Consider the following 12423-nt stretch of genomic DNA (forward strand, 5'->3'; position numbering starts at 1 on the left):
CAACGGCCGGGATATGCAGCCGATGGTAGGTGGCACGTGGCCAGTGAGCCCTTGATTGAAATCAAGTCTGGGGGTGGTGCGGCGTTTGGGCGCTGGCTACATGCCCAACCACTGCGGCAGCGCCAGTGAGATAAACGGCACGTACGTCACCAGGACCAGGAACGCCAGGAGGATCATCAGCCATGGCATCGCTGCGCGGATCGTCTGGCCCAGGGTCAGGCCGGTCACCGCCGAGGTCACGAACAGGTTCAGCCCAACGGGCGGATGCACCAGGCCGATCTCCATGTTCACCACCATCACAATCCCCAGGTGAATCGGGTCGATGCCCAGCTTCATCGCAATCGGGAAGAAGATCGGCGCCAGGATCAGCACAATGGCCGAGGGCTCCATAAAGCTGCCGGCGATCAACAGCACCACGTTGACCATCAGCAGGAAACCGATCGGCGTCAGCCCTTCGGAGATGACCCAGGCCGTGATTTCCTGCGGGATCTGTTCGGTGGTCAGCACATGGGCAAACAGCATGGCGTTGGCGATGATGAACATCAGCATGATCGACAGGCGCCCAGACTCCAGCAGCACCTTGGGGCAATCCCTCAAGCGCATGTCCTTGTACACAAACAGCGCGACAAACGCCGAGTACACCGCCGCCACCGCTGCAGCTTCAGTGGGGGTGAACATGCCGCTGTAGATACCGCCGAGGATGATCACCAGCAGCAACAGGCCCCAGAACGCGCGACGGGCACAGCCCAGCCACTGGGCAAAGGTCGCCCGGGGTTGTGCCGGCAGCTTTTTGATACGCGCCACGATGTAGATCGCGATCATCAGCATCAGGCCCAGCAGCAAGCCGGGGATCACCCCCGCCATAAACAGCTTGCCCACCGAAGTTTCCGTCGCCGCCGAGTACACCACCATCACGATGGAAGGCGGAATCAGGATGCCCAGGGTCCCGGCATTACAGATGATCCCGGCGCCAAACTCCTTGGGGTAACCGGAGCGCACCATACCGGCCACGGCAATCGACCCCACCGCCGCCACCGTCGCCGGCGATGAACCGGACAGCGCGGCGAACAGCATGCACGCCAGCACCGCCGCAATCGCCAGGCCGCCACGGATATGGCCGACACAGGCGTTGGCAAAATCGATCAAGCGTTGCGCCACGCCGCCGGTGGTCATGAACGCCCCCGACAGCAGGAAGAACGGAATCGCCAGGAAGGTGTAGGCATCGCTGGTTTCAAACAACTTGATCGCCAGGGAGCTTAACGAGTCCTGGCTGAACATCAGGATCGACATCGCCCCCGACAACCCCAGGGAAATCGCGATGGGCACGCCGAGAAACATGAACACCAACAGCAGTAAAAACAGACAGAGAACGGCCATCAGTCACGCTCCTCATGGTTACCGGCCAACTTGCTGGCTTCACCGGCTTCGTCGGCCAGCCCCAACCCGACCTGACGGTGGGTAAACAGGCGGTAGAAAATTTCCATGTAGCGGATCAACACCAGGGCAAAGCCGATCGGCACGATCAGCGCGATATGCCCCACTTCCAGGCCGAAATGATCGAGGTCCTCGGCCCCGATCCCGGCCGCCAGCACGGCACTCACCCACTTGTAGCTGGCCACCATGAACAACCCGGCGTAGGCCAGGCAGCACAGGCACGCGAGCATTCCCAGCAGGCGCTGGACCCGGCGTGGCGTCAGGCGCACCAGGGCATCGACCCCCAGGTGGCCGGCGGTGCGCACGCCATAGGAAATCCCGAAGAAAATCAGCCAGCCGAACATCGCCTTGGTCAGCGCGACGCTCCAGGTCATGTCCTGGGCCCAGGTCATGGTGCCGTCGCCCAGGGCGTTGAAAAAACTGCTGCTCCAGGCCCACTTGTCGGCCAAGGCAAAAAACAGGGTGTAGATGTTGTTGAGCATGACGTAGACAAACGTCACCAGGGTCATGGCGGCCAGCAGGAAGGCGATAAAACCTTCCTCCAGGTGCTCCCAGACGCGCCTTAGGGATTGCATGGCAAAACCTCGCTTACAGGGAAAGGGGTCGCAACATGTGGGAGCGGGCTTGCCCGCGATGGGGCATCAACGGCCTCTCGGCTGGCTCAGACGCCGCCATCGCGGGCAAGCCCGCTCCCACCTTGGGTCGGGGTCGCGCAGGCGATCAGTGGTTGGACGCGTCTGCGGCCTTGATCAGGTCAGCGCCAATCGGCCCCTCGAACTTCTGCCACACCGGACGCATGGCTTCGCGCCATAGCTGGCGTTGCTCGGGGGTCAGCTCGATGATTTCGCTGGTCTTGGCGTCGATAATCTTCTGCTTGGCCGACTGGTTCAGCGCTTCGGCCTGCTTGTTCACCTCGACGGTGACTTCGACCATGATCTGTTCCAGGCTGCTGCGGATGTCCGGCGCCAGGCCGTTCCAGAACTTGGCGTTGGTGATCACCATGTAGTCGATCAGGCCGTGGTTGGACTCGGTGAAGTACTTCTGCACCTCGTTGACCTTCTGGCTTTCATAGTTCGACCAGGTGTTTTCGGTGCCGTTGACAGTGCCGGTCTGCAAGCCTTGGTAGACCTCGGCAAAACTCATCTTGCGCGGGTTGGCACGGATCGCCTTGAACTGCTCCTCCAGCACACTGGAGGCCTGCACGCGGAACTTCAGGCCCCGGGCATCCTTGGGCTCGTGCAGGGCCTTGTTGGCCGACAGTTGCTTGAGGCCATTGTGCCAATAGGCCAGGCCGAGGATGTTCTTGTCCTGCATCGACGTCAGCAGTTGCTTGCCTTCAGCGGCCTGGAAACGGTCGACGGCGGCCAGGTCGTTGAACAAAAACGGCAGGTCGTAGATCTGCACCTGCTTGGTGTACTGCTCGAACTTGGCCAGGGACGGCGCCAGCATCTGCACATCGCCCAGCAGCAGCGCTTCCATCTCCTTGCCGTCGCCAAACAGCGACGAGTTGGGGTAGACCTCGACCTTGACCTTGCCCGCCAGGCGCTCTTCGGCAAGTTTCTTGAACAGCAGCGCGCCCTGGCCTTTGGGGGTGTTTTCCGCTACCACGTGGGCGAACTTGATGATGATCGGATCAGCCGCCTGGGCCAGGCCTGCGGCAAACAACGTGGCGGCGCACAACAGCGCCCGAGAAAGCTTGAGCATGGGTATCACCTTTTTATTGTTGTGGTGGTGTCAGGCAAGGTGCCTGATGTGAGGCGTGTAGTGAATTTGAAATTTTTAAACACTGCGTTCGGCCAAGCCGAACACCAACCTGTGGAGCAATGCCTATCCCGTGTGGGAGTTCTGTGCTGCCAGCAGCCTTTGGGCCCGCAGCAACACCGGCGCATCTACCATCTGCCCATCAATCTGGTAGGCCCCTGCCCCATGGGCACCGGCCTCCACCACCCGTTGGGCCCAGGCCAGGTCCGCCGCACTCGGTGCCAGGGCCTCATGGATCACCGGCACCTGCTTGGGATGGATACACAGGGCCCCGGCAAAGCCCATTTCATAAGCATGCCGGATCGAGTGGCGCAGGCCCTCCGGGTCGTCGATCGCCGGGTGTACACCGTCCAGCGGTGCCACCAGGCCGGCGGCGCGCGAATGCACGATCAGCGCCAGGCGCGCCTGATCCAGGGCAAAATTCGCCGCCGCCGAGTGGCTGCTCAGGTTCAGGTCCAGCGCCAGGTCCAGGCCACCGAACGACAGGCGCTGCACTTGCGGCGCATGGGCGATTTCGGCCACCGCCAGCAGGCCTCGTGCACTTTCGATAATCGGCCAGATGACTTTGCCGGCGGCGGCGACCACCGCCACCTGGGTGGCACTTTCCACCTTGGGCAGCAACACCCCGGCCACGTTGCCGTGGGCTTTGCAGAACGCCACATCGGCAAAGTGCTCGGCGTGTTCTGGGGCATTGATGCGTACCCACACACAGGCATCGGGGTTGGCCGTTAAAAACCCGCCGAGGTTGTCCCGGGCCTGGCGCTTGAGCGGTTCTTCCACCGCATCTTCAAAATCCACGATCACCGCATCGGCACCACTGGCCAGTGCTTTGGCAAAGCGCTCCGGGCGGCTGCCCGGCACGAACAAGGCAGAACGAATCAAAGGCATCACAGAACTCCTGATTAGATAACGCCGCGCGCGCGCAGGCTGTCGATGGCCTCACCCGAGTAGCCCAGCGCCTGGAGAATTGCCTGGCTGTGCTGCCCCAGTCCCGGTACGCCGTCCATACGCGGGCTAAACGCGGCGTTACGCGCCGGTGGCAATAACGACGGTAACGGCCCGGCCGGGCTGTCGATTTCACGCCAGCTGTCGCGGGCCTTGAGTTGCGGGTGGTCCCACACGCCTTGCATATCGTTGACCCGTGCACTGGCGATCTGCGCGTGTTCCAGGCGCTGGATCACGGCCTCGGTGTCGAGCTGGGCAAAGCTGTCGACAATGATCTGGCGCAGCACTTCGCGGTTGGCCGAACGCTTGAAGTTGGCCGAGAAGCGTTCATCCGTCGCCAGCGTAGGGGTGAGCAGTACCTTGTCGCAGAACGCCGCCCATTCGCGTTCGTTCTGCAAACCGAGCATCACCGTGCCGCCATCGCCGGTGGGGAACGGCCCGTAGGGGTAGATCGTCGAATGCGCCGCGCCGGCCCGCGGTGGCTGCGGGGCACCGTCGAAGGCGTAGTACATCGGGTAGCCCATCCACTCCACCAGGCTTTCGAGCATGCTCACGTCAATGCGGCTGCCCTTGCCCGTCTTGCCGCGCAATAGCAGTGCCGACAGGATGCCGCTGTAGGCGTACATGCCGGCGGAGATATCCGCGATGGAACAACCGGCCTTGGCCATCTGCTCTTCACCGGGGCCACCGGTCACCGAAAGAAAACCGCCCTCGCTCTGGATCAGCAGGTCATAGGCTTTCTTTTTCTCGTAGGGCCCGCCTTCACCGTAGCCGGAAATATCACACACAATCAGTCGTGGAAAGCGCGCCTGCAGCGCCTCGAACGCGAGCCCCATACGCGCCGCCGCACCGGGTGCAAGGTTCTGCACCAGCACGTCGGCATCGGCCAGCAAGGTGTCGAGGATAGCGCCGGCCTCCGCCTGCTTGAGGTCCAGGGTCAGGCTTTCCTTGGAGCGATTGGTCCACACAAAATGCGAGGCCAGGCCGCGCACGCGCTCGTCGTAGCCACGGGCAAAATCACCGCTGCCCGGGCGTTCGATCTTGATAACCCGCGCTCCCAGGTCGGCCAGTTGGCGGGTACAGAACGGCGCAGCAATCGCGTGTTCCAGGCTGACCACGGTGATGCCGTCCAGCGGTCGTTGATTAGCAGTCATGACAATTCCTCAAAGCCAATGGGCCATGGATACGGCGTTGCGCAGGTTCCAGACTTTTTCGATCAAGGCGCTGGCCTGGGCCGGCGTGCGGGCGCCGCTGAACTGGCAGAGGCGCTGGAACTTGTCCGCCAACTGCACTCGGTCCAGGGTGTTGCCCGGGTCGCCCTTGGGCTCGTCAATCGCACCATGCAACGTGCGGCCATCGACGCAGGTCACGGTGACGCGGCCCAGCCAGCGCTGCGGATAGGCGTCGTCGACTGCGCGGTCGAAGATCATGCTGACCTTGTCGCGGAACGCAGCGACGGCGGGATCGCTCAGGGCCCACTGATGAAACTCGGTAAGCCCGGCTTTGCCGTGCACAGCAATCAGGCCGAGCACGGTGCCCATGGAGAACTTGGCCTGGTGCACGGTGGCCGGTACGGTCACGCGGCCGAGCACATCAATAGCGCCTTGGTACACGCGGGTCTCGACCCTGGCGATATCCGCAGCGGCCAGGCCTTCGCGCTGCATCAAGTCCAGCAACGCATCGGCGGCCGGGTGGGTATGGCGGCACGAAGCGTGGAACTTGAACGAGGTTTCCAGCAGCGCCCAGCGGCTACCGAGGCCCGCGGACAATTTGCCCGGCTCGGCGTCAGTGGACATACCCGCCGCCAAACCCTGCTCGCCTTCGAGGATATTGCGCGCACCGCTCAGGCCATCCGCCGTCAGGTACGCGGCCAGCAAGCCATCCGCTGCGGCCTTGGCGGTGTGCAACTGCTTGGAATCAGCCGCATCGCGCAGGAACTCCCAGAGCCCGGCGGCCTGGGTGCCGGCGCTACCGAGCAGGTTGATGAATTGTTCTTCGTTGAAGTCCAGCAACTTGCCCACGGCCACCGCCGCCGCCAGGGTGCCGACTGTGGCCGTGGTGTGGAAGATCCGGTAGTGGGAACGGCCCATGAACTCGCCGATGCGAATCCCGGCCTCATAACCGGCCACCGCGGCCAACAACAACTCGCGACCGGATTTGCCGAGATCTTGCGCGGCGGCCAGGGCAGCGGGAAACACCACCGTCGCCGGGTGCAGCACCGAGCTGTTGTGCAGGTCGTCCTGCTCCACCAGGTGCGATGAGGCCGCGTTGACCAGCGCGGCAAAATACGCGCTGCTGCTGCCACCGTTGACGATTATCTGCGAAGGCCCGGTGGCCGGGCCCATCTTTTGTGCATAGCGCTCGAACAAGGGAATCGGGTGCGAACCTTGGCTGGCCAGCGCCGAGGCCAGCCAATCCAGATACAGTTCTTCGATACGCGCCAGCACCGCGTCGGGCAATTGCGCGTCATTCAACTCGGCGAGGAACCGGCACAAGGCTTGGGTATGGCTCATGCTCAGGCCCTCAGAAGCTGCGTGGCAGCTCGAGCAGATGCTCGGCCACGTACGACAGGATCAGGTTGGTGGAGATCGGCGCCACCTGGTACAGGCGCGTCTCGCGGAATTTGCGCTCCACGTCGTACTCGCAGGCAAACCCGAAGCCGCCGTGGGTTTGCAGGCAGGCGTTGGCCGCTTCCCAGGACGCCTTGGCCGCCAGGTACTTGGCCATATTGGCGCTGGCCCCAGCATTGACGCCGCGGTCGTATTCCTCGCAGGCACGCCAGCGCATCAGGTCCGCCGCCTCGATTTCGATATGGGCTTCGGCAATCGGGAACTGCACCCCCTGGTTCTGCCCGATGGGCCGGCCAAACACCACGCGGTCGCGGGCATAGGCACTGGCCTTTTCGATAAACCAGCGGCCATCGCCGATGCATTCGGCGGCGATCAGCGTGCGTTCGGCGTTGAGGCCGTCAAGGATGTATTTGAAGCCCTTGCCCTCCTCGCCGATCAAGCTGTCGAGGGGCAGCTCGAGGTTGTCAAAGAACAACTCGTTGGTCTCGTGGTTGACCATATTGGCGATGGGCTGCACGGTCAGGCCGTTGCCGATGGCCGCGCGCAGGTCCACCAGGAAGATCGACATACCCTCGGACTTTTTCTTCACCTCGGCCAGCGGCGTGGTACGCGCCAGCAGGATCATCAGGTCGGAATGCTGCACCCGCGAGATCCACACCTTTTGCCCGTTGATCACGTAGTTGTCGCCGCGCCGAATCGCGGTGGTCTTGATCTTGGTGGTGTCGGTGCCGGTGGTGGGCTCGGTAACGCCCATGGACTGCAGGCGCAATTCACCGCTGGCCAGCTTGGGCAGGTAGAAGCGCTTTTGCGCCTCGCTGCCATGACGCAACAGGGTGAACATGTTGTACATCTGGCCATGGACGGTGCCGGAGTTGCCGCCGCAGCGGTTGACCTCCTCGAGGATCACCGAGGCTTCGGCCAGGCCCAGGCCGGAGCCGCCGTATTGCTCAGGAATCATCGCCGACAGCCAGCCGGCGTCCGTCAGGGCCTTGACGAAGGCTTCGGGGAAACCCTTTTCTTCATCGATTTTGCGCCAGTAAGCGGCGTCGAATTCAGCGCACAAGGCGCGCACGCCTTCGCGAATAGCGTTGAGTTCTTCGTTGTCATGGGGGTTCATTAACGGCTCTCCGCCTGTTGTTCTTGGATTATTCGAAATGCGCTTCAGCCTGCTGCGCCAGGCCAGCAGCGTTACCGGCCCACAGCTGGGCGACACCGGCCGCCGTCACTCGCCCGCCCACCTCAAACGCCTGTGGCGCAATCAACGGACGCACGCCGCGATAGGCAAAACGGCGCAAGGTGGCTTCGGGATGTGCCCGGCAAAAGGCGCGCAGGCTCAAGGTGGCGATCAGCGGCCCATGCACCACCAGCCCCGCATAGCCTTCGGTGCCGGTCACGTAGGGGTAGTCGTAGTGAATGCGGTGACCGTTGAAGGTCACGGCGCTGTAGCGAAACAGCAAGGTCGGCGTGGGCTCGATCGCCTCACACCAGTCGCCCCGGGCCAGGGCATCGCCGCTGCCGGCCTTGGGCGGTGTGGGCTCGCGGTAGACGATATCCTGTTCCTCTCGGATTGCCAGGCGGCCCTCCTGGGAGTAGTCGTGGCGCACGGTGACAAACAGCAACGAACCGCTGCGCCCGGTCTTTTCCTCGACCTGGGTGATGGTCGACACGCGGGTCGCCGCCTCACCGGCACGCAAGGCGTGCAGGAACTCGATACGCCCACCGGCCCACATGCGGTTGCGGTTATCGGCCGGCGGCAGGAAGCCGCCACGGGCCGGGTGGCCGTCGGCGCCCAGGGCGGTTTCCGCCAGCGGGTCCTGGAAGAAGCACCACTGCCATAGCGGTGGTAAATCTGCTCCGTCGTCCGGCACCGCCTCGCCGAAGGTGGCGGCAATACGCTTGAGTAGGTTACGGCTCAAATGGTCGTGGGCGGTTTCGCTTCGGCCAATCCAATCAGTGGCGCTCATCGGGGGCAGGTCCTCGGGCAGTGAGTGTCTGCCCCGGATCATGCAAGCGCCTGGCCGTTCTGAGAATTTGCATTTCAATAAACCAGCGTTCGGCTATGCTGAACGCCGCTATCTTCACCTGGGAGCCTTGCATGCACTTCGACCTGGCCGACCTGCGCCTGTTTATCCATATCGCCGAATCCCCCAGCCTGACCCAGGGTGCCAAGCGTGCGTTCCTCTCGCCGGCAGCCGCCAGTGCACGGATCAAGGCCCTGGAGGGCCAGTTGGATACGCGCCTGCTGTACCGCGACAGTCGCGGCGTGGAAGTCACCCCGGCCGGTGAACGGCTGCTGCACCACGCGCGGCTGATCATGCGCCAGGTCGATTACCTGAAAAGCGAATTCACCCAATATGGCGCCGACTCCGCCGGGCATATCCGTATCTTTGCCAATACCACCGCAGTCACCGAGTTTCTCCCGGAAATCCTCGCTGGCTTCCTCTCCCAGCGCCCCGGCGTGACGGTCGACCTGCAGGAGCGCCTGTCCCGTGACATCGTGCGCGGGGTGCTCGACGGCACCAGTGACATGGGCATCATCGCCGGCCCCGTGCAGGCGCCGGGCTTGCAGGTCTTGCACTTCAGCACTGACCACCTAGTGCTGACGGTGCCGGTGGGCCATCCCCTGGCCAACCAGCCGTCAGTGACCCTGGAACAGACCCTGGCCTATCAGCATATTGGCCTGCACGAAGGCAGCACCTTGCTCAGCTTCTTGCGTGAACACGTCGAGCACCTGGGCAAGCAACTGTCCCTGCGCATCCAGATGTCGAGTTTCGAAGCCATCTGCCGCATGGTCGAGGCCGGAGTCGGCATCGGCATCATCCCCGAGTCCGCCGCCGTGCGGCACAGTCGAACCATGCAACTGGTGAGCATCAAGCTTGATGAAAGCTGGGCGGTGCGCGAACGCAGCATCCTGGTACGCGAACTGGATGCCCTGCCGGGCGCGATCCGCGCGCTGATTGCGACCCTGAGGCCAGCCGTTTAACAGTCTTTGACAGTTTCCCGACAAAGCTGTCAAAGACCCCTGCCCCCGCCGTCCCTAGGATTTGAGCCTCCCTTGGAACGACGAAGGCCATCATGCGTTCAAAAACGATCTACCTCGCTGCCACTTCTGTGTGCCTGATCAGCTGCACCCAACTGTCAGCCGCCGCCGACTGGCAATACAGCCTGCAAGCCGGGGCAGCCAACCTGCCGCGCTACAGCGGCAGCAATGAGCGCATGACCGCGCCCATGCTCGGCGCAAATGTCGTCAGCCCGTGGGGGATTTTTCTCGATACCAACAAGGGGCTGGGCTGGGGTTATGAGGATGAGCGGCTCAGCTTCAGCGCCTATGTCGGCGCCAGCACTGCGCGCAAAGACCAGAAAAAAAGCACCCACCTGGGCTCTGACCGGCTCAAGGGCATGGGTCAAATCAAGTCGCGGCCGCAGTTCGGTGTGAGTGCCAGCTATACCCTGGGCACCGCAATCCTCGGCGCGACCCTGGAACATGCGCTGGAGCAAGACGATAAAAAAGACAGCGGCAAGGCGTTTACCTCCCTGGAGCTGAGCATTGGCACCAACCTGTATGACGGTGACTACGGCACCGTGGACGCCAGCCTCAACAGCCGCTTTGGCGATGGCAACTATGTGCAGACCTGGTATGGCGTGACCACCGGCCAAGCCCAAAGCAGCCGCTTTCGCGCGTATGACGCCAAGGGTGGGATGGTCAGCCGGGGCTTGAACCTCGATTGGAGCGTGCCGTTGGGCGACCACACAACCTTCTCGACCTTGCTGGATGTGCAGTATTTGTCCGGTGATGCGGGCAAAAGCCCGATTGTGGAACGCAGGATGCAGACGTCGGTGATGGGTGTGTTGAACTACAGCTTTTGATTTGCAAACCCAATCAGACAGGGGGGGCTGGCTTGCCGGTCGCCGCATTGCTGCGATGATCATTCGCTCTTTTTGGGTTGTTGGGGGGGTGTATATATCCATTGCTGCGGTTACGGCCACTTAGGGTTCCGCCCTTACGGCGGGTCACTTTCGAAGAGCGCGAAAGTAACCAAAGCGCTTTTGCCCCACCACTCGGTGCCTCGCCTAGGCTCGGCATGCCCGCAGTCAGGCATTGCTCCGTGGGCCCGCCGCGATCGGCCATCCATGGCCGTGTCGCGGCTACCCCGGCATCCATGCCGGGGTGCCCACTGCGCAATACCTGCCTGCGGCCATCGTGGTTTAACGGGGCGCCTAAGATCAAAAGCCAGATCAAAAGCAGAGCAACAGCAAAGCCAGAGCGCGAAGCTGCATTCGCCTGTGGGAGCTGGCTTGCCTGCGATGGCGGCCCAATAGATCGCCACAGAGTGTCAGGTACCCAACGTCATCGTTTACGACCATCGCAGCGAGGCGGCGACCCGACTAGCCAGCCCCACATTTACAACCTTCATGAGTTTGCAAAAGGTTAGTCGGCGTAGGCCCAGGTCATGCGGAACGACGCCCCGCCCCACTGCGAATCCAGCACCTGCACCTGTCCGCCATGCCACTGGCTGACCCGCTGCACCAGCGCCAGGCCCAGGCCAAAGCCGCCGGTGCGGCGGTCGCGGCTGGCGTCCAGGCGCATAAACGGCTGAAAGATTTTCTCCCGGCCGTCTTCGGGTACGCCGGGGCCGTCGTCGCACACCCGTACCTCGTAGCCACTGCCAAATTTGACCAGCGATACCTCTACCCGCTGCTCCGCGTAACGAATGGCATTGCGCAGCAGGTTGATCACCGCGCGCGCCATAAACCGTGGTTCGATCTGGATGAAATCAACTTCACAGGTGCGCAGCGACAACTGCACGCCTTCGGCCTCGGCTTCCAGGGCCACGCTGCCGATCACACTGTCGAGCCAGCTTTGCGCCTCGATATTCTCGCGGGTGACCTGCGTCGCGCCACGCTCAAGACTGGCGTAGGTCAACAGCTCAGAAACCATATCCTCCAGCTCGCCGAGGTCGGCGTACATGTCGCCAATCAGCGCGCGGCTCTGGCGCGGGTCGGCTTCCTGCTTGAGTTGATCGAGCTCAAACGACAAGCGCGCAATCGGGGTGCGCAACTCATGGGACACCGCGTTGGTCAGCTCACGCTGGTTGGCGATAAGGTGCTCGATGCGCTCGGCCATCTGGTTGAAGTGCCCGGCCAGCTCGCGCACGCTCGAGCGCCGTGGCAGCAAGATGCGCGAGCCCAGGTCATTGTTACCAAAACCCTGGGCCGCCACGCGGATATGCTCCAGGTCGCGCCAATGCGGGCGCACCCAGAAATACAGGACGATGGCCAGGCACAGGCCCAACAGGCTATAGGCCCACAGGTACAGCCAGCGCGGTTCCACCGGGAGTTTGACCTGGAGCAACTGCGCGCCGCCGTCGATTTCGGTGATGAACTCCATGAAGTCGCCGCGCACCACCAACTTGCCGTCAGCCAGTATTTGTTGCTCGCGAGGGTCGAATCCCGCCGCCTTGCGGTCGATAAAACCCAGGCGCAATCCATAGTGCTTTTGCAGCTCGGCCAGGCGCGCCTCGCGAGCGGCGCCCGCCGGCAACGGGCGTAATTGCTCCACCAGGCCGTAGGCCGGGCCGCGCATGGCTTCGCGGTTGTAGGTTTCGTTGGCTTCGGGCAGCAATTCGTCGAAGGTGTAGTTCACCAACCAGATTGCCCCGGCCAGGCCCAGGGCCAGGATGATGTACAGACGCAGGAACAGGCGCAACATCGG

Annotated in this window: 11 protein-coding genes; 2 read left to right on the forward strand and 9 right to left on the reverse strand. The window is 62.9% G+C overall.

Annotation, left to right across the window (positions count from 1 at the left end; genetic code table 11):
* Nucleotides 1-96: 96 nt before the first annotated feature.
* From dctM to ACO77H_RS16650, 8 genes are all read right to left on the reverse strand, one after another.
* Nucleotides 97-1377, reverse strand: a complete 1281-nt coding sequence (gene dctM / locus ACO77H_RS16615; protein ID WP_099169959.1) for a C4-dicarboxylate TRAP transporter large permease protein DctM — start codon at nucleotides 1375-1377, stop codon at nucleotides 97-99.
* Nucleotides 1377-2009, reverse strand: a complete 633-nt coding sequence (locus ACO77H_RS16620; protein ID WP_432754307.1) for a TRAP transporter small permease — start codon at nucleotides 2007-2009, stop codon at nucleotides 1377-1379. Before ACO77H_RS16620 ends, dctM begins: the two co-directional genes overlap by 1 nt.
* A gap of 145 nt (nucleotides 2010-2154) precedes the next feature.
* On the reverse strand, nucleotides 2155-3138 hold the full coding sequence (locus ACO77H_RS16625) for a TRAP transporter substrate-binding protein (protein ID WP_169899204.1): 984 nt from the start codon (nucleotides 3136-3138) through the stop codon (nucleotides 2155-2157).
* Nucleotides 3139-3261: 123 nt separating this feature from the next.
* Nucleotides 3262-4083, reverse strand: coding sequence for an HpcH/HpaI aldolase/citrate lyase family protein (locus ACO77H_RS16630; protein ID WP_432754308.1), 822 nt, complete (start codon nucleotides 4081-4083; stop codon nucleotides 3262-3264).
* Between the two features lie 14 nt (nucleotides 4084-4097).
* A complete protein-coding gene (locus tag ACO77H_RS16635; RefSeq protein ID WP_169957078.1) occupies nucleotides 4098-5294 on the reverse strand; it encodes a CaiB/BaiF CoA transferase family protein in 1197 nt (398 codons plus the stop codon).
* A gap of 9 nt (nucleotides 5295-5303) precedes the next feature.
* Nucleotides 5304-6653 (reverse strand): MmgE/PrpD family protein, encoded by a 1350-nt coding sequence (locus tag ACO77H_RS16640; RefSeq protein ID WP_170057127.1) that lies wholly within the window; start codon nucleotides 6651-6653, stop codon nucleotides 5304-5306.
* Nucleotides 6654-6663: 10 nt separating this feature from the next.
* The gene (locus ACO77H_RS16645; protein WP_169957080.1) at nucleotides 6664-7827 is read right to left on the reverse strand and encodes an acyl-CoA dehydrogenase family protein; all 1164 of its coding nucleotides are present in this window, start codon (nucleotides 7825-7827) and stop codon (nucleotides 6664-6666) included.
* A gap of 28 nt (nucleotides 7828-7855) precedes the next feature.
* Nucleotides 7856-8674, reverse strand: a complete 819-nt coding sequence (locus ACO77H_RS16650) for an FAS1-like dehydratase domain-containing protein (protein ID WP_432754309.1) — start codon at nucleotides 8672-8674, stop codon at nucleotides 7856-7858.
* Nucleotides 8675-8805: 131 nt separating this feature from the next.
* Between ACO77H_RS16650 and ACO77H_RS16655 the strand changes: the two genes are divergently transcribed.
* Together ACO77H_RS16655 and ACO77H_RS16660 are read left to right on the forward strand one after the other, a co-directional pair.
* Nucleotides 8806-9693: a LysR family transcriptional regulator gene (locus tag ACO77H_RS16655; protein WP_170041597.1), complete on the forward strand. Its 888-nt coding sequence runs from the start codon at nucleotides 8806-8808 to the stop codon at nucleotides 9691-9693.
* 92 nt (nucleotides 9694-9785) lie between these two features.
* Nucleotides 9786-10577: a MipA/OmpV family protein gene (locus ACO77H_RS16660; RefSeq protein WP_432754310.1), complete on the forward strand. Its 792-nt coding sequence runs from the start codon at nucleotides 9786-9788 to the stop codon at nucleotides 10575-10577.
* A 562-nt stretch (nucleotides 10578-11139) separates the two neighbouring features.
* Here the strand turns inward: ACO77H_RS16660 and ACO77H_RS16665 are convergent.
* Nucleotides 11140-12420 carry an ATP-binding protein gene (locus ACO77H_RS16665; protein ID WP_169957368.1) on the reverse strand — a complete coding sequence of 427 codons (1281 nt, stop codon included), beginning with the start codon at nucleotides 12418-12420 and terminating at the stop codon, nucleotides 11140-11142.
* Nucleotides 12421-12423 lie beyond the last annotated feature (3 nt).

It is taken from the genome of Pseudomonas sp. WMBT8 (genome assembly GCF_050916005.1).
GTDB lineage: Bacteria > Pseudomonadota > Gammaproteobacteria > Pseudomonadales > Pseudomonadaceae > Aquipseudomonas.

What these genes read in the sequence shown, in the direction of transcription:
- dctM (WP_099169959.1), bottom strand. Translation starts at nt 1,377, where the DNA reads ATGGCCGTTCTCTGTCTGTTTTTACTGCTGTTGGTGTTCATGTTTCTC.
- ACO77H_RS16620 (WP_432754307.1), bottom strand. Translation starts at nt 2,009, where the DNA reads ATGCAATCCCTAAGGCGCGTCTGGGAGCACCTGGAGGAAGGTTTTATC.
- ACO77H_RS16625 (WP_169899204.1), bottom strand. Translation starts at nt 3,138, where the DNA reads ATGCTCAAGCTTTCTCGGGCGCTGTTGTGCGCCGCCACGTTGTTTGCC.
- ACO77H_RS16630 (WP_432754308.1), bottom strand. Translation starts at nt 4,083, where the DNA reads ATGCCTTTGATTCGTTCTGCCTTGTTCGTGCCGGGCAGCCGCCCGGAG.
- ACO77H_RS16635 (WP_169957078.1), bottom strand. Translation starts at nt 5,294, where the DNA reads ATGACTGCTAATCAACGACCGCTGGACGGCATCACCGTGGTCAGCCTG.
- ACO77H_RS16640 (WP_170057127.1), bottom strand. Translation starts at nt 6,653, where the DNA reads ATGAGCCATACCCAAGCCTTGTGCCGGTTCCTCGCCGAGTTGAATGAC.
- ACO77H_RS16645 (WP_169957080.1), bottom strand. Translation starts at nt 7,827, where the DNA reads ATGAACCCCCATGACAACGAAGAACTCAACGCTATTCGCGAAGGCGTG.
- ACO77H_RS16650 (WP_432754309.1), bottom strand. Translation starts at nt 8,674, where the DNA reads ATGAGCGCCACTGATTGGATTGGCCGAAGCGAAACCGCCCACGACCAT.
- ACO77H_RS16655 (WP_170041597.1), top strand. Translation starts at nt 8,806, where the DNA reads ATGCACTTCGACCTGGCCGACCTGCGCCTGTTTATCCATATCGCCGAA.
- ACO77H_RS16660 (WP_432754310.1), top strand. Translation starts at nt 9,786, where the DNA reads ATGCGTTCAAAAACGATCTACCTCGCTGCCACTTCTGTGTGCCTGATC.
- ACO77H_RS16665 (WP_169957368.1), bottom strand. Translation starts at nt 12,420, where the DNA reads ATGTTGCGCCTGTTCCTGCGTCTGTACATCATCCTGGCCCTGGGCCTG.